Origin of the sequence: Fodinicola acaciae, from assembly GCF_010993745.1 — a bacterium.
GTDB classification, from domain to species: Bacteria; Actinomycetota; Actinomycetes; order Mycobacteriales; family HKI-0501; genus Fodinicola; species Fodinicola acaciae.
In genome coordinates this window covers 1,851,075-1,870,933 of the sequence record NZ_WOTN01000003.1, presented here as the reverse complement: position 1 = coordinate 1,870,933, position 19,859 = coordinate 1,851,075, and the positions used below count along the sequence as shown (strand labels likewise).

Here is a 19,859-nt window from a genome sequence, read left to right as displayed (position 1 = left end):
CGCGGCCGGGCCCAGACCAGCTGACCGCGACACGCCGAGACCGGCGCGAAACTGTCGTACCCCTCGACCAAAGTTGCCCCCACCCAGTGGTCGGGTGGGGGGTGGGTCGAGAGGCTCACCATGACGCAAATTTTCGTCGAGGCGAAAGGCCTCTCACCCACCCCCCACCCGATCTGGGTGGGGGCCAAAACTGCCACCTGGGTACGACAGTTTCGCGCCGTAGCAGGTAGATCGGCGGCACGGGCGCCGACCAGCGCGTCGATGGAGCGCTACATGCCCGTTTTGCGCGCTTGGCGTCTGGTAGCAAGGCCCCCATGCGTGCGTCCAGCGCACGCAAGGCCCCCATGCGTGCATCGCGCCCTGGGGTCGGTGTGACTAGAGAGGCCACAGTGACTAAGGGGCCGCATGGGGTCGATTCGAAGATCAACTTCTAACTTATCTAAGTTTCCAACGCGAACCCACCCCCCACCCGATCTGGGTGGGGGCCAAGACTGCCATGTGGGTACGACAGTTTCGCGCTGTAGCAGGTAGATCAGTGGTGTCTGGAGCGTACGAACAGCACCACCGCGACAGCGAGTGCGATGCCGGCCGAGTCGCTGAGCCAGTCCCAGAGGTCGGCGTCGCGGCCGATCTGGCCCTGGATGAGCTCGGCGACGCCGCCGTACGCGACCAGGGCCGGCGCCAGCGCGCGCAGCGGGATGCGTGCGTACGCGCCGGCGAACACGAGCGCGGCGAACATCAGGCAGTGGACGAGTTTGTCACTGCCCTCCGGGCCGGCCGGCACGTCGCGGGCCGGCGCGAAGAGCATGACCATGGTGACGGCCACCGCGATCACGAAGAGCGATCGTGACAGCACGGAACCGGGACGCCAGCGGGAGACCGGGGCGTCGCTTACATCGGGATCCATCGCTTACCTACTATGCCAAACGGAGTAGACGATCCGTGACCAGCGGCGAAGGGACCCACGTGCGTTTCAACCTGAGGCCGAAGGCGGACGAGTTCTACGACTTCTTCAGCGAGGCGGCCGACAACCTCGTCAAGGGAGCCGCCATCCTGGCCGAGCTGAGCGAGGCGGAGGTCGACTACCAGTCGGTGTCCGACCGGCTCGTCGACATCGAGCACGACAACGACGACGTGACACACCGGATGCTGCGTACGCTCAACTCGACGTTCGTGACACCGTTCGACCGCGAGGACATCTACCGGCTGGGATCCCAGCTGGACGACGTGATGGACCACATGGAGGCGGTCGGCAACCTCATCTACCTGTACGGACTGTCCGAGCTGCCGTCGCTGCCACGCGAGATGCACGAGCTGATCGACGTGCTGTCGGCCAGCGCCGAGCACACCGCGCGCGCGATGCGCCGGCTCAAGGCACTGCGCGACCTGGAGTCCTACTGGATCGAGGTCAACCGGCTGGAGAACGAAGGCGACCGCGCCTACCGGATGCTGCTCGTACGCCTCTTCTCCGGCGAGTACGACGCGCTGACCGTGCTCAAGCTCAAGGAGGTCGCCGACGAGCTGGAGGCGGCCGCCGACGCGTTCGAGCACGTCGCCAACACGGTCGAGACCATCGCCGTCAAGGAGTCCTGACCGGTGCTGATCGCCGTGGTCGTCGTGATCCTGGTCGCGATGGCGTTCAACTACACGAACGGGTTCCACGACGCGGCCAACGCCATCGCGACCTCGGTCTCGACCCGCGCGCTCACCCCGCGCGCCGCGCTCGCACTGGCCGCCGTCGGCAACCTCCTCGGCTCGTTCCTCGGGGCCAAGGTCGCGGCCACCGTCGGCAGCGGCATCATCGGCCTCAAACCGGGACCCGAAGGCCTGCTGGTGGTCTTCGCTGCCCTGATCGGCGCGATCGCCTGGAACCTCACCACCTGGTACTTCGGCCTGCCGTCATCGTCCTCGCACGCGCTCATCGGCGGCATGGTCGGCGCCGCGCTGGCCGCCGGCTCGATCGTCTACTGGGCCGGTGTGGTCGACAAGGTCGTCATCCCGATGGTGATCTCACCGGTCGTCGGCCTGGTCGCCGGATACTTCGTGATGCTGGCGATCTACTGGATCTTCCGGAAGAAGAACCCCGGCAAGCTCAACCGCGGCTTCCGCTGGGCGCAGAGCTGCTCGGCCGCCGGCATGGCCTTCGGCCACGGCATGCAGGACGCCGCCAAGACCATGGGCATCGTCGTGCTGGCGCTGCAGGTCGGCGGCTTCCACACCGGCAACGACATCCCGATCTGGGTCTTCTTCGTGTCCGCCGCGGTGCTCTCGGCCGGCACGTACGCCGGTGGCTGGCGGATCATGCGTACGCTCGGCCGCAAGGTCATCGAGCTGGGACCGCCGCAGGGTTTCGCCGCCGAGGTCACCGCCTCGGTCATCCTCTACGTGGCGGCGATCGGCTTCGGCGCGCCGATCTCCACGACGCACACCATCACCTCCGCGATCATGGGTGTCGGCGCGACCAAACGCGTGTCGGCCGTACGCTGGGGTGTCGCCGGCAACATCGTGATGGCCTGGGTGTTGACCTTCCCGGCCGCCGGAGCGGTCGCGGCGCTCGCGTACGTCGTGGCCGGCCTGGTCACCTAAGTTCGCATGGCCACCATGCGTGCGCTGGACGCACGCATGGTGGCCATGCGATCAGTCGGCCGGACGCAGCCAGGGCTCGTCGTCGGTGTGCACGGGTGGCCGGTCACCGGTCACCAGATAGCGCACCTCCTCGGCGATCGACACCGCGTGGTCGGCGAACCGCTCGTAATAGCGGCTGACCAGCGTGATGTCGATGGCCGCCTCGACGCCGTGCGGCCAGTCGGTCAGCAGGATGAAGAACAGCTGCCGGTGCAACGCGTCCATCGCGTCGTCGTCGGCGACCAGCTCGTCGGCCAGGCCGACGTCCAGATGCGCGATCACCGAGCCGGCCTTCACCGCCAGCCGCTCGGCGACCGCGGCCATCTCGCTGACGACGGCGGACAGCTCGGCCGGCACGGCCAGAGCCGGATGGCGACGCTCGGCGACGCTGGCCAGATGCGACGACAGCACCCCCATCCGGTGCAGGTCACCGGCCGCTCGCAGCGCCGCCAGCACGGTACGCAGGTCGGTCGCGACCGGCTGCTGGCGGGCCAGCACCATGTAGACCTCCTGCTCGACCCGGCCGGCCAGCGCGTCGACCTCGGCGCGCAGCGACCGCACCCGCGGGACCACCTCGACGGATCCGGTCAGCAGCGCCGAGCTGGCGTCCGCGACCGCGTCCCTGACCAGCCCGGTCATCCGTACGAGAGTGGCCCGTACGTCCGCGATCTGGACCAGGAAGTCAGTGCGCCGGACCACCAACGCACTTTATCCGAACCGGCCGGTGATGTAGTCCTCGGTGCGCTTGTCCGACGGATTGGTGAAGATCTTCTGCGTGTCGGCCATCTCGATCAGCTGTCCCGGCTTGCCGACCGCGGACAGGTTGAAAAAGGCCGTACGGTCGCTGACCCGCGCCGCCTGCTGCATGTTGTGCGTGACGATCACGATCGTGTAGCGCTCTTTCAGCTCACCGATCAGGTCCTCGATCGCCAGCGTGGAGATCGGGTCGAGCGCCGAGCACGGCTCGTCCATCAGCAGCACCTGCGGCTCGACCGCGATCGCGCGCGCGATACACAGCCGCTGCTGCTGGCCGCCGGACAGGCCGGCACCCGGCTTGTTCAGCCGGTCGGACACCTCGTTCCAGAGATTGGCGCCTTTCAACGCCTTCTCCACGATCTGCTCGAGCTTGGACCGGGACTGCCGGCCCTGCAGCTTCAGGCCGGCGATCACGTTGTCGAAGATCGACATCGTCGGAAACGGGTTGGGACGCTGGAAAACCATCCCGATCGTCCGGCGTACGTTCACCGGGTCGACCGAGCTGTGATAGATGTCCTCGCCGTCCAGCTGCACCTTCCCCTCGACCCGCGCGCCGGGGATCACCTCGTGCATCCGGTTGAGCGTACGCAGCACGGTCGACTTGCCGCAGCCGGACGGGCCGATGAAGGCCGTGACACTGCGCGGCTCGATGTTCATCGAAACACCTTCGACGGCAAGGAAGTTGCCGTAGTAGATGTTCAGGTCCGATACGTCGATGCTTTTGGCCATTATTCCTTCTCCGGAGGCTCAGCCGCGGGCTTTGGTGAAACGGGCGGCGAACCGCGCCAGCGCGTTCAACAGCATGATGATGACGATGAGGACGAGCGCCGCGGCCCAGGCGCGGTAGTACGCCGGCGCCGCGGTGCTGCCGGCCGCGGTGACCAGCTGCTCGTAGATGTAGGTCGGCAGCGTCTCCATCGGGTTCGGGTCGGTCAGCGAGAAACTGAACGGCTCGAAGTTGATTTTCGGGTTGGTGCCGACCAGAAGCAGCAGCGGAGCGGTTTCACCCATCGCGCGGGCGATGCCGAGCACGACACCGGTGACGATGCCGGAGAAGGCGGTCGGCAGCACGATTTTGGTGATGGTGCGCCACTTCGGCACGCCGAGTGCGTACGACGCCTCGCGCAGCTCGTTGGGCACCAACTTCAGCATTTCCTCGCTGTTGCGTACGACCACCGGCAGCATCAGGATCACCAGCGCCAGCGCGCCGGCGAAGCCGGAAAACTGGAAACCCAGTGCCAGCAACCAGAACGCGTAGATGAACAGGCCGGCGACGATCGACGGCACACCCATCATCAAATCGACGAAGAAGCTGATCGCGCGCGCCAGCCGCTTTCCTTCGCCGTACTCGACAAGATAGACCGCGGTCAGGATGCCGATCGGTACGGCGATCACCGCGCAGATCAGGCTGACCAGCAGCGTGCCGAGGATGGCGTGGTAGATGCCGCCGCCTTCCTGCGCCGGGTTGATCAGGAACATCGAGTGCGTGAGGAAGTTGCCGTTCAGCTCGCGATATCCGCGCAACACGGTGAAAATCGCGATCGACAGCAGCGGAGCGACGGCCAGTACGAACGCGGTGTAGACGGCCGTCGTGCAGAGCCGGTCGCGGGCCTGCCGCGAGCCCTCCACCGCGAAGCTGGTGGCGGTGAGCGCGACCACGAAGACCAGGCCGGACAGCACGGTGAAGCCGAGGCCGCTGCGGCTGCCGGTGATCGCGAAAATCACCGCCACCAAAGCGATCGAGCCGGCCGCGATGGCCCACGGCAGCCACCGGGGCAGCTTGTTGCCGCGCAGGGTTTCCCTGATCTCAGGCGAAAAAGTGGTCATCTCGTCAGCCTTTCGCCTGGCGCCGCAGGATCAGCTGCGACACCGAGTTGACCAGCAGGGTGATGACGAACAGGCACAGGCCGGAGGCGACCAGCGCGCCGGTGCCGACATCGCCGGCCTCGTTGTATTTCAGCGCGATGTTGGAGGCGAAGGTGATGCCGCCGTCCTCCAGGACGTGCACGTTCAGGTTGTACGCGGCCGACAGGATCGTCGCGACCGCCAGCGTCTCACCGAGCGCGCGGCCGAGGCCGAGCATCGCCGCGGACACCAGGCCGGCGCGGCCGAACGGCAGCACCGCCAGCCGGATCATCTCCCAGCGGGTGGCGCCGAGCGCCAGCGCGCCTTCGACGTGGCTGGTCGGCACCTGGCGGAAGATCTCGCGCGCGATCGCCGACACGATCGGCAGGATCATGATCGCCAACACCAGGCCGGCGGTGAAGTCCGAGCGGTTGCCGGGCACGCTGTCCGGGCGGTAGTCGAAGATCACCGTCCAGCCGAGCCACCTGTCCAGGAACAGCGCGGTTTCCCGCAGGTTGGGGGCGAGGAAGAACAGGCCCCACAGGCCGAAGACGACCGATGGTACGGCGGCGAGCAGGTCGACCAGATAGCCGAGCGCGGCGGCGACCCGGCGCGGCGCGTAGTAGGTGATGAACAGCGCGATGCCGATCGCGATCGGTACGGCCACGATCATCGCCAGGATCGAGGTGATGACGGTGTGGAAGGTCAGCGCCGCGATGCCGAATGACGGCTTGCCGGTGGCGCCGTTGGCGTCGGGAAACCAGTCGGTGGTGGTGAAGAAGTTGGACGAGTTCGCGGCCAGCGCGGGGATCGCCTTGTAGATCAGGAAAGCCGCGATGGCGGCCATGATGATCAGGATCAGCGTGCCAGCGGTGGTGGAGATGCCGCGGAACACCGAGTCGCCGAGCTTGGTCGACTTCGCGTCCGCCAGCCGCGTACGCGTGACGGGCTGAGCCTGGGTGCGTACGCCCGCAGGCTCCAGCGCCGACGCGTCCTGCGGCGCGTGCTCCTCGACCGGCAGGACACCGTTGTCGCCGGCGATGTCACGTGCCACCTCGCGGCGGTCGGCCGCGGTCTCGGTCACGTCCAGACGCACCGACAACGCGTCTTTGGTCTCATCCGGCATTGCCGCACCTGCCTTCCGAAGGGGCCCCTGAGGAAAGTGCCTCGGTACGACCAAGTGGCCGCCGCGTCAGCGACGACCACTTGGCCCGGTTTGGCGAATATTCGGTCACTAGCTGATCGCGGACACCGCGGCCTGCACCTTGGTCTGCAGGTCGGCCGGCAGCTTGGCGTGGCCGGCCGCGGCGGCGGCGTCCTGGCCCTCGGCGCTGGCGGTGTAGGTCAGGAACGACTTGACCAGCTTGGACTGGCTGGCCGGCAGGCCCTTCTCGCAGGTGATCTCGTAGGTCACCAGGCCCAGTGGGTACGCGCCGGCCTGCTTGAGGCCGTAGTTGAGGGTGAGCTTGATGTCGTTGCCGGTCTGCTTGACCTGCGCGGCGGCGATCGCCTTGCCGATCGTGTCGGTGGACAGCTCGACCGGGCCCTGGCCGAAGTCCAGCGCGGCGACGGTGAGGTTGTTGGTCTTGGCGTCCGGGCCGTCGACGTACGCGATCGAGCCGTCGGTGCCCTTGACCGCGGAGATCACGTCGGCCGAGCCCGGCGCACCCTTGCCGCCTGGTGCCTTCCAGGCCTGGCCGGTGCCGAAGGTCCAGATGCTCTTGGACTGCGCGTCCAGGAACTTGGTGAAGTTGTCGGTGGTGCCGGAGTCCTTGGACCGGTGCACCGTGGTGATCGTGGTGGCCGGCAGCGTGACGCCGGCGTTGGACTTGGCTATCGCCGGGTCGTTCCACTTGGTGACCTTGCCGGCGAAGATGCCGGCGACCGCGTCCGGGGTGAGGGTCAGCTTGCTGACCCCCTTGAGGTTGTACGCGACCGCGATCGGGCTGACCACCATCGGCAGGTCGATGGCCTTGCCGGTGCCGCACCGCTTGTCGGCGGCCGGCGTGTTGCTGTCCTTCAGAGCGGAGTCCGAGCCGGCGAAGGCGACCTTGCCGGCGCTGAAGGCGGTGACGCCGGCACCGGAGCCGGTCTTGTTGTAGGTGACGCTGGCGCCGCACTTCTTGCCGTACGCCTGCGTCCACGCGTCCATGGCCTTGCCCTGCGCCGTCGAGCCCTCGGCGCTGATCTGGCCGGTCGCGCAGTCGGCCGCGCCGGCGCTGCCGCTCGCGGAGCCGCCGGTGGTGGGGGTGTTGTCCGATCCACAGCCGGCGAGCGCGACGGCGCTCGCAGCGGTGACTGCCAGAAGGCAGGCGGAGACGCCGTGCCGCTGCAACTTCACGTTCTTTCCTCCGAGAGAAGCCTGTTCCCGGCAGCGCTGCCGGTGACCGGCGCGGTGCACCGGTCCGAGGGCCAAGCTAGGGAGGTGAGGTTGCGCGATATCCGGCTGAGGGTAAACGGAGAGTGAACATCACTGGATGTGTTGCAGGTCATGGCGGAAAACGGGACATTGCGGCGAGGTGAACCGCCATTTGGCGGATGGATCATCGGCCGATCGGCGGGGCCTATCGCGGCGGCTGGATGCGCTGGTAGTGCACACCGTCGTCGGAAACCGAGACGCTGCCGTCGGCGAAGTACGCGCCGGTCGCGGTCCGTACGATCACGCCGGCGACACCGGTCAGCTTCCGGAACGTACGGCCACCGTCGGTGCTCAGCTCCGGGCCGGTGGCCTTCATGGCGATGAGACCGCCGGCGGCTGTCGCCAGCAGTTCGTCAGACCGCTCCTGCCTGGCCATCGGCTGCCAGCTGCGGCCACCGTCGGTGGTCCGCAGGATCTGCACGTACTGCTCGGAATCGTCGGCCACGATGTAGCCGACGCGTCCGTCGTACGTGGTGAGCTCGGAGTTGGTGCCGTTGCCGCGGTGGCCCGGCAGCGTGACCGTATGCCAGGTCCGGCCGCGGTCGAGGCTGATCCGGCCGCGGCCGAGCGCGAGCTGGGAGGACATGGCCCAGATCGAGCCGTCGGAGTTGAGCCGCGGCCAGCCATTGACGGTCACGACCAGCTCCTCGCCGCCCGGAAGCGCGAGCGAGTGCGCCAGCAGCGCACGTCGCCCGGTGACCGGGTCGATGACGGTCAGCTGTCCGGTGCTCCTGGTGATGCTGGTGCCGGGCAGGACGATCCAGCCGGCCGGCACGGCCTCGACGACCGGCCGACCAGCCGGCAGGGTGTCCCAGGTTTCGCCGCTGTCGTGGGTGATCAGGTCGCACATGACCGCGGTGCCGCTGGCCAGTGGCGTCACCAGCGGCGCGCCGTCGCAGTTGACATTCGCCGGCACCTGCCAGGTCTGCCACGTCCGGCCACCGTCGACCGTACGGGTGAGATAGGAGACCGCGCCGGCGAAGCAACTCCGCTCGCCGCTGTAGATGACGTAGATTTCCTTTTCCGAGGACGGATAAACGCCGCACCGGTTGGTCTGCGCCGGCAGCGCCTGCGCGACCGAGGCGATCGCGCCGCGGTCCCGGTCCAGGTGCGCCTTCACGTCGACGGCGCCGACCGCGCTGACCGCGACCAGCGCGACGCCGGCCGCCGCGAACGACGTTCGCGTGCGCCGCCGCCGGTTGCGCGCTTTCTGGTCTATCCGTTCCCAGGCGGGCAACTGCGCCTGCGCCATGACGTCGCGGCGGGCCTGGGTGAGGTGTTCCTGGTCGACGGTCATGTCCGGCCTCCGGTCGGTGTGCGGTCGGTCAGCAGTCCGGCGAGCGCCTGTTTTCCGCGCAACAGGCGGGATTTCACGGTGTTGACCGGCACCCGCAACAACTGCGCGATTTCCTCGGTCGGCAGGTCGACGAGATAGTGCAGCGCCACCACCTCGCGCTGGCGCTCCGGCAGTTTTCTCAGCGCGGCCAGCAAAGTGACACGATCCGGTGAGATCTCCGGCACCGTGTCCTCGGGCCGGCGGCGCCGCAGCAACCGGTCCATCCGTTGCCGGCGGCGGTGCCGGTCGCGGGCGATGTTGAGCGTGACCGTACGCATCCACGCCACCGGATTGTCGGTGTCGTCCAGCATTCCCGGCCGCGCACACGCGCGTACGAACGCTTCCTGCACCGCGTCCTGCGCCTCGGTGATGTCACCGGTCAGCGCGTACGCGGCCAGCACCAGTTGCCGGCCGGCGTCCCGGTAGAGCTGCTCGAGCATGCCGGCCCCCTCGTCTCGCCTTCCTCAGCATCGACGTACGAGGGTGTGCGATCGGGTCCACCCGACTTTTCAGCCGCTGCGGAACATCGCGTCGGTGGTGGTGTGCGTGAAGCCGAGTCGGCGATAAAGACCGACCGCCGGGGCGTTGTCCTCCTCGACGTAGAGCATCGCCTCGGTGTGGCCGGTGTCGCGCAGATATCGCAGGCCGACCAGCGACAACGCTTTCGCCAGGCCAATTCCCTGCGCACGCGGACTCACGCCGAGCACGTAGATCTCGCCGAGCTGTGCCGAATGTGACTTCGTCCAGTGAAATCCGAGCAGCTCGCCGTCGGACTCGGCGAGGAAGAAGCCGGCCGGGTCGAACCACGGCTCGGCGAGCCTCGCGGCCAGGTCGGCGGCGGTCCACGAGCCCTGCTCGGGATGGTGCGAGAAAGCCAGCGCGTTGAGCTTCAGCCAGGCGTCGTCGTCCTGTCCGGCAACGAAAGTGCGTACGGTCACGCCATCGGGGACCGACGCCGCCGGCAGGTCACCGAGCGGCATGCGCATCTGCCACAACGACCGCGTTTTCCGCAGTCCGAGCGATGCCGCCAAAGCGAGCGCTCCGGGATGTTCGTTGTGAGCCCACACCCGCACCGCATCCGGTTCGCCGGCGCGGATCGCCTCGACCAGCAGCCGGCGGCCGATGCCATGCCGCCGGGCCGATGGATGGACGGCGAGCTCTGCGGTGCCGTCGGCGTCCAGCTGCGCATAGCCGACGATGCCGGATCCGTTGCGTACGAGCAGATGCACCGCGTCGGTGCCACCGAGCCGCAACCGTGCCGCCTCCGACAGCGGACTGGCCTGGTCGGTCTCGGTCGCGGCCGCGACGAGATCGCGTACGGCGGTCGCGTCCGCCTCGGACAGCGCACCTGGTCGTTCCACAGTCACCATGCCGACGGAAACTACCGGCCAAGCGCCGGCATTCCTAACGTACGGGGACCGTGGATGGTGCTTCCTCCGGCAACGCACGCGCCGACGGACCGACGAACTTGTAGCCGACCTGCCGCACGGTGCCGATCATCGACTCGTACTCGGCGCCGAGCTTCGCGCGCAGCCGCCGCACGTGTACGTCGACCGTGCGCGTGCCACCGAAGTAGTCATAACCCCACACCTCACGCAGCAGCTGGTCGCGGGTGAACACGCGGCCGGGATGCTGGGCGAGGAAGCGCAGCAGCTCGAACTCCTTGTACGTCAGGTCCAGCGGCCGGCCCTTGATCTTGGCGCCGTACGTCGCGGTGTCGATCACCAGATCGCCGGCGCGGATCACGCCGACCTTGTCGCCGGTGGTGTCCTCGGCCTGCCGGCCGGTGACCAGCCGCAGCCGGGCCTCCACCTCGGCCGGACCGGCGGTGGCCAGGATCAGGTCGTCGATGCCCCACTCCGCGGTCAGCGCGACCAGGCCGCCCTCGGTGAGCACCGCCAGCAGCGGCACGTTCAGGCCGGTGGCGCGCAGCACGCGGCAGGTGGCGCGAGCGCCGGCGATGTCCGTGCGCGCGTCCACCATCACCACGTCCGGGCTGGTGGCGTGCAGCAGTGACCGTACGTCCCGCGGTGCCGACCTGGTGGTGTGACCGAGCAGGTCGAGCGCCGGAAGGACGGCGGCGGGTGCGTCCTCGGACATGACCAGAATGTCCATCCCCGGACCTCCCCACGAACTCCTTGAGCGATGCAGAATATCGGAGATCGGGGCCCAGCGGGGGAGCCGATGTGTCGAGAGCTTGGTCACCGAGGGTTTACGTCGCAGCTGGAGTGGCGTTTCCCACGCCGAACATCGGTGACAATCCGGCAACCCATGGTCACCTGGCCGGCGTGGAGGTTTCCTGGGACGGATGTCGTGAAAGCGGCGGTTTGCGGCGTCGGCGTCACCGTCTCGGGGGTTGAGCCGGCCGCCGGCATGGCACGATCAGAGGTGATGACTACCGACCCCGGGATCCCCCCAGCGGCCACGCCGGTCACACCGGCGGCCGGTGGGACGGACGTGGCCTCCGGGGCTCCGCCGGTGTCGCCACCGACGCCGGGATGGGACCCGCCGCAGGGCTACCAGGCCGCGCCCGGTTGGGGTCCGTCACCGGCCGACTACGGCCAGCCCGAGTACGGCCAGCCGGCCTACGGCCAGTCGTCGTACGAGCCGGCTCCGTACGAGTCGGCTCCGGCCGAGCCGGCTATGGCCGAGCCGGCTATGGCCGAGCCGGCTATGGCCGAGCCGGCTATGGCCGAGCCGGCTATGGCCGAGCCGGCTATGGCCGAGCCGGCTCCGGCCGAGGCCGCGCCGCCGTACCAGCCGGTCGGCTACGAGCAGAGTCCCTACCGCTCGCTCGATGACGACGAGTCCCAGCCGGCGTACACGCCGGACGAGCCGGAGCTCGACGTCACGCCCGAGCCGGGCCGGCAGGAGCGGCCGTCCGGCCTGCCGCCTCGCCTCGGCTCGCTGCTGCTGGCGCTGACCGGTGGCGTGCTCGCGGCCGCGATCGGCGTTGGTGGCGGCCTGCTCAACGTCTACGCGTACGCCGGACTCGTGGTGATCGCGCAGCTGCTGGTGGCCGGTGTGTGGGTCTTCGGCCGGCAGTCGGCCAACCGCTTCGGCGTGGTCGGTGTGTCGCTGGCCGCCACGCTGGTCGCCGACACGTTCATGCTGCTGCAGGGTGGACCGCTCGGCAGCCTCGGCTATCACGTGATGCCGGACTCCGGCGCCGGTCCCGACCTGTCCGCGGTGGTCGGCGTGGTGGCGATCGCCTGGATCGCCACGATCCTGGTGCAGCTCGGCCGCGGGCGTAAGCGCGCGCAGGTCACTGAGGCGTTCGGCTCGACGATGGTGCTGACCGTCACGATGGTCGCGCTCGGCGCGTCGATTCCGTTGGTACGCAACGACGGCGCCGGCGTACTCGCCGCGTTCGTCGCGATCTCCGGCAGCGCGGCACTGGTCAGCCACCTCAGCGACGTGGCGCTGCCAAAGCCGGCGCTCGCGCCCGGCGTGCAGCGCGGCGTCATCGGCCTCGCGCTCGGTGCGGTCGCCAGTGGCGTCGCCGGTGCGCTGGCCGCGAAGCTGATCGACATCGCGCCGGTCTACGCCGGCCTGCTCGGCGTCGGCGTGGGGTTGGTCACCATGCTGCTCGACCTCGGCCAGTCGTACGCGGTGGCCGGCCGGCTGGCGGCCGGCGAGAACCTGGCCGACTCGACGGTGCGGCCGATGCTCGGGCCGTGCCTGGCGATCGCCATGACGGTGCTCGGCGCCTGGACGTATGGAGCGGTGGTTCTTTGAGCGAGGGATCTCTCGACCGGCTCATGGGCGGCGCCGACACGGTGAGCCGCCGGCGGCGACGGCGCGGGTGGCGGTGGATGATCATCTTGCTGGTGCTCCTGATCGTGCTGGTCGGCGCGCTGGTCGCGGCCGACCGCGGCACCGCGTCGCTGGCCCGCGACACGTTGCGCACCAAGCTGACCTCCACGCTCGCGCAGAACGGCGGCACCGTGCAGTCGGTGGAGCTGGAAGGCTTTCCGTTCCTGACCCAGGTGCTCGGCGGGAAGTACGACGGCATGGACGCGCGGATCGTCGACGTGCCGATCTCGGGCCTCCAGCTGAGCACGCTGACCGTACGGGCCACCGACATCAGCTGGCCGCTGGGCGAGGTGGTCGGGCAGAACCTGTCGGCCGCGGTCGCCGACCGGGTCGACGCCACCGCCGTGTTGCCGCTGGCCAGGATCGCCGACCCGCTGGCGCCGCGCGGCATCAAGCTCACGCCGGAAGGCTCCAACATCCGGGTCAACGCGCCGGCCAGCTTCGCCGGCTTCAGCGGTGTGGTCAGCGGCCTGGCCACTCCCGGCGTGACCAAGGGCGAGCTGACCATCAAGCTGTCGCAGCTCACCGTCGCCGGTGTGCCGCTGCCATCCAGCGCCGCGTCGGCGTTGTCCAGCCAGCTCGCCCGGTTTGTGAAGTCGCCGAAGCTGCCATACGGCCTGACGCTGTCGACCGTACGGCTGGTCGGGTCGAACCTGGTCATCACCGCCGGAGCCCGGCAAGTCCGACTGGGGTCCTGAAGTCCCGCACTCCTGTTACCGTGGCGCCAGCACATGTGAGAGCCCTGGAGTGTGTAGGTGGCCACGATCATCGTGCCGGTGGGTTTCGACAACGGTCCCCGGTTCGGCCCGAACGGCGGCGTGGAACCCGATTTCTACGAGGTCACTGTCGGTAGTCAGAGTGCTGGACTTCCGCGAGACGCCTACCAGGTGTGGTCGACCGCGCACGTCGACGTACAGTCGCACGCCCGGCTGCAGTTCACCCGCCGCCGGCTGGTCGAGCTGGCCGAGCCGCTGGTCGGGCCGCGGACCGGCGAGATGGTCGAGCGGATGTTGACCGACAACCTGCTCGTCGAGTTCGAGCCCAGCAGCCGGTCGGCGCTGGGGCTGCTGCAGGCCTACAACCTGCATCCGACCGCGCAGGGGATGGGAAACTCCGGCGACCGCCCTGAGGTGTTCCGGATCGGCCGGGACGGCAACGTGCTGCTGGAGGTCGTGCCAGACGTCTACTCGTTCTGGTGCGGCTCGTTCACCGCCGGCTCGATGTGGGACGAGGTCCAGCGTTACGCGAAGGAGCTGCCGGCCGGCGCTCCGCTCAACGCCGAGGAGCTCGGCCACGTGCTGTCCGCGGCCGTGCCGATGATCGTCTCGTCCCGCTGCGGCTTCCTGGAGCCGGTCGGATGACCTACCTGATCGGACCGCGTCGCGGTCTGCACGCGCGACCGGGTCCGCTGATGTGGCAGCGGGTCGCCGGCCGGCTCGGCGCCTCACCGGCCGACCTGAAGGCGATCACGCGTACGCTGCCGGCGACGCTCAAGTTCGACGGCATGGCGCACTTTTTCACCGAGGTGGTCGGTGGCCGGGTCGGCCACGCCGACTATTTCGGCCTGGTGTCGGCGATGACCAACCCCGTACTCGTCTGGCCGGCGATCGCCGGCAGCCAGCAGTCGGCGTTGTACGGCCTGGCCGCGTCGCTGGTGTCCGCCGAGGGCGTGACCGCCTTTGCGAACGCTGATCGCGGAGGGGTCGAGGAACCGGTCGACGAACTGCCGGCCGAAGAGAACCTCATGGCGATCCCGCTGCCGTTGCCGCCGGCAATGCCAGAAATGCCGCCAGAAATGCCGCCAGAAATGCCCTCTGAGGTGCCGTCGGGGATCGCCGAACCCGAGCCGATGCCGGAAAAGCCAGTCGAGGAGAACGTCGTTCGCGACGAGCCGATGGAGGAGGAAAAACCGCCGCCGCCGCGTCGCCGTGGCCGGCATTCCGCTCCGGATCCCGAGCCGCAACCCGTCGAGGCTTCGGCTCCGCCGCAGGAAAAGATCGTCGTGCCGGTGGTCGAGGCCGAGGAGGAGGTCGAGCCGGAGCCGGTCGAAGTCGAGCCAGTCGTCGTTGAGAACGTTGTCGAGGACGACGTTGTCGAGGACGACGTTGTCGAGGACGACGTCGTCGATGCGGAACCGGTCGCCGACGACGACTCCGAGCAGGCCGTCCAGGACGACCCGGCGACCGTGCGGATGGTCACCGCGTACGCGCGCGACCAGGTGACCGAGCGGGACGCGGTGATCGGCAAGCTGGTCGACGCGATCGGCAAGCGCGACGACCTGATCGAGCACCGCGAGCAGATGATCACCATGTTGGTCGAGCGCGACCGGTTGATCGAGCGGCTGTTCGCCAGGCTGGACGAGCGCGACGCGGTGATCAACCGGCTGGCCGACGCGGTCAGCAAGCGCGACGAGGCGATCGACCACCGCGACCGGATGGTCGGCATGCTGGTGGAGAAGGTCGAGCGGCTGGAGCGCGCGGTCGCGCAACAGGCCGAGTTGCCGGTTGAGGCGCCAGTCGAGACACCGGCCGAGCCGCCACGGCAGGAGCCGGCGGCCGAGGCGGCGAACGCCGAGCCGTTCCCGGCTCGCAGCGTCCGTCCGGCGATCGGCGCGCGTCCGGCGGCGGCACTCAGCTATCGGTCGCTGCCTGGTGACAACGGCGCCGACCGTACGCCTCGGCAGGTCGCACCGACGAGACGCCGTCCCAACCCCGAGCAGCCGGCCGGGCGCGTACGCACCGACTTCCCGGCTCGCAACCGGATGAGCTAGCGTCCCGAGTCAGAAATTCGTCACTTGTCTCGGCGCCCAGACGGCGACTGAGCGCACCGGAAAGGCGCCCGAATACGCCCGGTATGAGGACGCTTTTCCGGCACACTCAGTCACCGCCTGGATCCCCGAGCTAAGCAACGAATTTCCGACCCGGGACACTAGCCGAGACTTTCGTCACAAGAGGCAGTACGTTTGCCGGCGGCGCGGGAAGCATGGGCGCCAGCCTGCTGTTGGAGATCGTCATGAGCCTCGTTGGAGCCATCACGCTCGTCGTGGTCCTGGTGACCGCGACGGTGGCCGGCGCGCTCTGGCGCTGGCGGCAGGGCCGCGTACGGCCCAAGGAGCAGACGCCGGACCAGCCGCTCGCCGCCGACCGCGCGTTGCTGGAGAAGGCCGGCGCCGACCCCGCCGACGATGTCGACCTGACGCTGCTGCAGCTGTCGTCGACGTTCTGCGCGCCTTGCCGCACAACGAAAAACCTGCTCACGCATGTCGCGGAAAGCGAGCCGCGGGTGCGTCATGTCGAGGTCGACGTGGCCGACCATCTCGACCTGGTACGCGCCCTCAACGTGCTCAGCACACCGACGACGGTGCTGCTCGGCGCGGCCGGCCAGGAGGTCGGCAGGGCCGTCGGCGTACCGCGAAAAGACCAGGTCATCGCCGCGATCGGCGCGGCCACCAGCGGCTCGTCGCCGGTGATCACGCAGCGTATTCCGTAGTCCACGATGGCCGGTTTTGCTGGTACGCTAAACGCCACTATGGATAAGGCGACCCGACTCTCCGCGGCACTGCTTCCGGTGCTGACGCGTCGCCGTGCCGTCGACAACTGCCACGTGTCGACCTGCCTGTGTCCGGGCCGCTGACGGCGTTGCGTCCGTAGGTCCCTTTCTTCGCTGGCGTACGGCCAACGCTCTCCTCGCACTCGCCCTCATTCGGCTGTCAGGAGTGTTAGCCATGTCCGAACCCATCGCCAAAGGCATCGATCCGCGCGGACCCCGGTTCGCCGCCTGGATCACCGCCGTCGTCCTGGCCGTCGTGCTGGTCACCGGCGCGGGCTGGCTGCTCGCGGTGCAGGCGATCATCTTCGCGATCGGTGCATTCGCCGGTCTGAAATTCGCGCCATACGGTGCTTTCTACCGTACGGTGCTGCGCAAGGCGGTCAACCAGCGGTGGGGGCCGCCGTCCGAGCTGGAAGCCGAGGCGCCACCGCGCTTCGCGCAGGGCGTCGGCTTCGCCTTTGCCCTGGTCGGCACCATCGGTTATCTGTCCGGTGGCTGGATCGTCGGTCTCATCGCCACCGCTTTCGCTTTGATCGCGGCATTTCTCAACGCCGCGTTCGGTTACTGCCTGGGCTGCCAGGTCTATCTCCTCATCCAGCGTTTCGTGAAACGGTCCACAACAGACAAGGGAGTGACAGCATGAGTCGTGACGACGTACTCGTCTCCGCCGAGTGGGTGGAGCAGAACGCCGCCAGCGACGGAGTCGTACTCGTCGAGGTCGACGAGGACACCACCGCTTACGACGGCGGCCACATCGCCGGCGCGATCAAGCTGGACTGGAAGACCGACCTGCAGGACCCGGTCCGCCGCGACTTCGTGAACAAGGAACAGTTCGAGAAGCTGCTGTCCGAGCGCGGAGTGTCCAATGCGGACACCGTGGTTCTCTACGGTGGCAACAACAACTGGTTCGCCGCCTACGCGTACTGGTATTTCAAGCTGTACGGCCACGAGAACGTGAAGCTGCTGGACGGCGGCCGCAAGAAGTGGGAGCTGGACGGCCGCGAGCTGTCCAAGGACACCGTCGAGCGCAAGCCGACCACGTACCAGGCCAAGGAGCCCAACACCGCGATCCGGGCGTTCCGCGACGAGGTCGTCGACGCGATCGGCACCAAGAACCTGGTCGACGTGCGCTCGCCGGACGAGTTCTCCGGCAAGCTGCTCGCGCCGGCGCACCTGCCGCAGGAGGTCGCGCAGCGGGCCGGCCACATCCCCGGCGCGATCAACGTGCCGTGGAGCAAGGCGGCCAACGAGGACGGCACCTTCCGCTCCGACGAGGAGCTGAAGAAGCTCTACGCCGAGGCCGGCCTGGACGACTCCAAGCAGACCATCGCGTACTGCCGGATCGGCGAGCGGTCCAGCCACACCTGGTTCGTGCTGCATGAGCTGCTCGGCGACGAGTCGGTGAAGAACTACGACGGCTCGTGGACCGAGTACGGCTCGCTGGTCGGCGTGCCGATCGAGCTCGGCGACGGGACCAAGGCATGAGCGCGCCGGTGTCGGACGGCTGCGGCGCTCCGGCGCAGGGGCAGTCGCTGGCCGGCATCGACCTGGCCAAGGAGACCGTCATCCAGGGCGTCGTCACCGCCGGCGGCGCGCCGGTCGGCCAGGCGTACGTGCGCCTGCTCGACTCGACCGGCGAGTTCACCGCCGAGGTGCAGGCCTCCGCGGCCGGCGAGTTCCGCTTCTTCGCCGCGCCGGGCGAGTGGACCGTACGAGCCCTGTCCCGCGACGGCAACGGCGAGGCGACCGTCACCGCGGCCGTCGGCCTGAACGAGACGCCGCTGCCGGTCGGAGCCTGATCCCCTCGCTCTTTCTGACCGCATGGCCACCACGCACGCATGGTGGCCATGCGGCCAACTACCAGGGGACCGGACCGTTGTCGTCGAAGAATCCGCCGGTCGGGCCGTCGTCGTCCAGCGTGGCGAGCTTGACGACGATCGCCGCGCCGTCGGCGGCCGTACGCGTGATCACCCGGCCGGTCCTTTCCTGAAAAGCCTTGGTGAAGTCGGTGTCGCAGGCACCGGGCGCCGCCGCGTTGACCAGAATCCCCGGCAGGTCCTTCGCATACTGCACGGTCAGCATGTTCAGCGCCGTTTTGGACACCGGGTAAGCGGCGGAGGCGGGAACGGCCGCGAAATAATGTGCCGGGTCGGTCATCCAGGCCAGCGATCCGGTGCCACTTGAGACATTCACGATCCGGCCGTGTTCGGACTTTCGCAGCAGCGGCAGCATCGCGTTCGTTACCGCCATGACGCCGAAAAGGTTGGTCTCGAAGATCTCCCGTACGCGGTCGAGGTCCGTCGAATGCGGCCGGTCGTCGGGACCGCCGGAAATTCCGGCATTGTTGACCAGCACGTCGAGCCGGCCATACCCGCGGTCGACCTCCGCCGCGGTCGCCGCGATGCTCGCCGGGTCAGTGACGTCGAGTTGTTTTCGGTCGGTGGCAACGACAATGTGGCCGAGCGCGGTGAGTTGCGCGGCGACCTCGCGGCCGATGCCGCGGCTGGCGCCGGTGACGAGTGCGATCATGGCCCCAGGCTGGCCCGCCACCGTAGCGAGCGCCAACACCGATCGGGTCAGGGCCGATACCGTATCGGTATGGAGATCCGCGAGCTCCGCTATTTCGTGGCCGTCGCCGAGGAGCTGCATTTCGGGCGCGCGGCTCGGCGCCTCGGCATCGCGCAGCCGCCGCTGTCGCGGGCGATCCGGCAGCTGGAACGGAAAATCGGCGTCGAGCTGCTCGCGCGTACGCCTCAGCGGGTCACGTTGACCGGCGCCGGCCAGGTGTTGCTCGCCGACGCCAAGCACATCCTCGACGCGGTCTCGGCCGCCACGACCCGCACGCGGCGAGCCGGCTCGCGGCCGGAAAAGCTCGTGGTGGCAATGAAACCGAGCCTCGACGGCGGCCTGTTGCCGGAAATCCTGGCCGCGTACGACACACTGCCGGTGGAGGTCGTCATCTACGGGATGGGGGAGCAGACCGAGCTCGTACGTGACGGCCGCGCCGACCTGCTTTTCGTTCACGACCAGGCCGATCTGTCCGGCCTCGACACGATCGAGTTCCGGCGGGAAGGACGCGTCCTCGTCGTGCCGAGGACGCACCGCCTGGCCAGCCGGACCTCGGTCTGCATGGCCGACCTGAGCGGCGAGACATACTGGCCGAGAGATCAGGTCGAGTTCACCGAAGCCAGCCACCTGCTGCAGGTCGTCGCACTCGGCCGGGCCGTCGCGTTGCTGCCGGAGACGGCCGGCCATCGCCTGCGCGACGACCTCGTCGGCATCCCGGTGCCGGACGCCGAGCCGGCCCGCGTGCTGCTCGCCTGGCCGGAGGGCAGCCGCTCACCGGCACTGGCCGCCTTCGTACGCGTGGCGACCGAAATCGCCGACGCGGCGCGCGGTGAGCGGTCGGGCGGGGGCGATTGAGTAGGGTTGCTGGCGTGTTGGAGACGGTGTTCATGCTGGTGCTGGTGGCCGCGTGCCTCGCGGTCGGATGGTTCGCGCTGTTCGCGGCGC

Annotated in this window: 22 protein-coding genes; 11 read left to right on the top strand and 11 right to left on the bottom strand. The window is 68.7% G+C overall.

Annotated features, from left to right (window positions below):
- Positions 1–532: 532 nt before the first annotated feature.
- The gene (locus tag GNX95_RS35160) at positions 533–835 is read right to left on the bottom strand and encodes a VanZ family protein (protein WP_222854147.1); all 303 of its coding nucleotides are present in this window, start codon (positions 833–835) and stop codon (positions 533–535) included.
- Between the two features lie 131 nt (positions 836–966).
- On the opposite strand from GNX95_RS35160, the gene GNX95_RS35155 reads away from it, so the two are divergent.
- Both GNX95_RS35155 and GNX95_RS35150 read left to right on the top strand, forming a co-directional pair.
- Complete coding sequence (locus GNX95_RS35155) at positions 967–1,593, top strand: DUF47 domain-containing protein (RefSeq protein ID WP_163511933.1); 627 nt, start codon at positions 967–969, stop codon at positions 1,591–1,593.
- A gap of 3 nt (positions 1,594–1,596) precedes the next feature.
- Positions 1,597–2,586, top strand: a complete 990-nt coding sequence (locus GNX95_RS35150) for an inorganic phosphate transporter (protein ID WP_281356987.1) — start codon at positions 1,597–1,599, stop codon at positions 2,584–2,586.
- Between the two features lie 51 nt (positions 2,587–2,637).
- On the opposite strand, the gene phoU is transcribed toward GNX95_RS35150, so the two are convergent.
- From phoU to GNX95_RS35105, 9 genes are all read right to left on the bottom strand, one after another.
- Entirely contained in the window at positions 2,638–3,324 is a 687-nt protein-coding gene (gene phoU, locus GNX95_RS35145) for a phosphate signaling complex protein PhoU (protein WP_222854146.1), read from the bottom strand.
- 9 nt (positions 3,325–3,333) lie between these two features.
- A complete protein-coding gene (gene pstB / locus GNX95_RS35140) occupies positions 3,334–4,110 on the bottom strand; it encodes a phosphate ABC transporter ATP-binding protein PstB (RefSeq protein ID WP_163511932.1) in 777 nt (258 codons plus the stop codon).
- 18 nt (positions 4,111–4,128) lie between these two features.
- Entirely contained in the window at positions 4,129–5,208 is a 1,080-nt protein-coding gene (gene pstA, locus GNX95_RS35135) for a phosphate ABC transporter permease PstA (protein WP_163511931.1), read from the bottom strand.
- A gap of 4 nt (positions 5,209–5,212) precedes the next feature.
- Positions 5,213–6,352 (bottom strand): phosphate ABC transporter permease subunit PstC, encoded by a 1,140-nt coding sequence (pstC, locus tag GNX95_RS35130; protein WP_163511930.1) that lies wholly within the window; start codon positions 6,350–6,352, stop codon positions 5,213–5,215.
- Positions 6,353–6,460: 108 nt separating this feature from the next.
- On the bottom strand, positions 6,461–7,567 hold the full coding sequence (gene pstS / locus GNX95_RS35125) for a phosphate ABC transporter substrate-binding protein PstS (RefSeq protein WP_163511929.1): 1,107 nt from the start codon (positions 7,565–7,567) through the stop codon (positions 6,461–6,463).
- Positions 7,568–7,790: 223 nt separating this feature from the next.
- Entirely contained in the window at positions 7,791–8,942 is a 1,152-nt protein-coding gene (locus tag GNX95_RS35120; RefSeq protein ID WP_163511928.1) for a WD40/YVTN/BNR-like repeat-containing protein, read from the bottom strand.
- On the bottom strand, positions 8,939–9,421 hold the full coding sequence (locus tag GNX95_RS35115; protein WP_163511927.1) for an RNA polymerase sigma factor: 483 nt from the start codon (positions 9,419–9,421) through the stop codon (positions 8,939–8,941). The genes GNX95_RS35120 and GNX95_RS35115 overlap by 4 nt, the downstream gene beginning before the upstream one ends.
- A 69-nt stretch (positions 9,422–9,490) precedes the next feature.
- Complete coding sequence (gene mshD, locus GNX95_RS35110) at positions 9,491–10,351, bottom strand: mycothiol synthase (protein ID WP_163511926.1); 861 nt, start codon at positions 10,349–10,351, stop codon at positions 9,491–9,493.
- A 34-nt stretch (positions 10,352–10,385) separates the two neighbouring features.
- Positions 10,386–11,096 (bottom strand): winged helix-turn-helix transcriptional regulator, encoded by a 711-nt coding sequence (locus GNX95_RS35105; RefSeq protein ID WP_163511925.1) that lies wholly within the window; start codon positions 11,094–11,096, stop codon positions 10,386–10,388.
- 276 nt (positions 11,097–11,372) lie between these two features.
- Here GNX95_RS35105 and GNX95_RS35100 point away from each other — a divergent pair, with 276 nt between their 5' ends.
- The 8 genes from GNX95_RS35100 to GNX95_RS35065 all read left to right on the top strand — a co-directional run bounded on the left by GNX95_RS35100 (position 11,373) and on the right by GNX95_RS35065 (position 18,145).
- Positions 11,373–12,719, top strand: a complete 1,347-nt coding sequence (locus GNX95_RS35100) for a DUF3824 domain-containing protein (protein WP_163511924.1) — start codon at positions 11,373–11,375, stop codon at positions 12,717–12,719.
- Between the two features lie 77 nt (positions 12,720–12,796).
- Entirely contained in the window at positions 12,797–13,495 is a 699-nt protein-coding gene (locus GNX95_RS35095) for an LmeA family phospholipid-binding protein (protein WP_163511923.1), read from the top strand.
- A 57-nt stretch (positions 13,496–13,552) separates the two neighbouring features.
- Complete coding sequence (locus tag GNX95_RS35090; protein WP_163511922.1) at positions 13,553–14,158, top strand: hypothetical protein; 606 nt, start codon at positions 13,553–13,555, stop codon at positions 14,156–14,158.
- Complete coding sequence (locus tag GNX95_RS35085) at positions 14,155–15,567, top strand: hypothetical protein (protein ID WP_163511921.1); 1,413 nt, start codon at positions 14,155–14,157, stop codon at positions 15,565–15,567. Before GNX95_RS35090 ends, GNX95_RS35085 begins: the two co-directional genes overlap by 4 nt.
- A 242-nt stretch (positions 15,568–15,809) precedes the next feature.
- Positions 15,810–16,286, top strand: a complete 477-nt coding sequence (locus GNX95_RS35080; RefSeq protein WP_163511920.1) for a thioredoxin family protein — start codon at positions 15,810–15,812, stop codon at positions 16,284–16,286.
- Positions 16,287–16,521: 235 nt separating this feature from the next.
- On the top strand, positions 16,522–16,989 hold the full coding sequence (locus GNX95_RS35075) for a DUF4395 domain-containing protein (RefSeq protein ID WP_163511919.1): 468 nt from the start codon (positions 16,522–16,524) through the stop codon (positions 16,987–16,989).
- Positions 16,986–17,831 carry a sulfurtransferase gene (locus GNX95_RS35070; protein ID WP_163511918.1) on the top strand — a complete coding sequence of 282 codons (846 nt, stop codon included), beginning with the start codon at positions 16,986–16,988 and terminating at the stop codon, positions 17,829–17,831. Before GNX95_RS35075 ends, GNX95_RS35070 begins: the two co-directional genes overlap by 4 nt.
- Positions 17,828–18,145, top strand: coding sequence for a DUF1416 domain-containing protein (locus GNX95_RS35065; RefSeq protein ID WP_163511917.1), 318 nt, complete (start codon positions 17,828–17,830; stop codon positions 18,143–18,145). The genes GNX95_RS35070 and GNX95_RS35065 overlap by 4 nt, the downstream gene beginning before the upstream one ends.
- 58 nt (positions 18,146–18,203) lie before the next feature.
- Here the strand turns inward: GNX95_RS35065 and GNX95_RS35060 are convergent, their stop codons facing one another.
- Positions 18,204–18,875: an SDR family NAD(P)-dependent oxidoreductase gene (locus tag GNX95_RS35060; RefSeq protein WP_163511916.1), complete on the bottom strand. Its 672-nt coding sequence runs from the start codon at positions 18,873–18,875 to the stop codon at positions 18,204–18,206.
- 69 nt (positions 18,876–18,944) lie between these two features.
- Between GNX95_RS35060 and GNX95_RS35055 the strand changes: the two genes are divergently transcribed.
- Entirely contained in the window at positions 18,945–19,769 is an 825-nt protein-coding gene (locus GNX95_RS35055) for a LysR family transcriptional regulator (RefSeq protein ID WP_163511915.1), read from the top strand.
- Positions 19,770–19,859 lie beyond the last annotated feature (90 nt).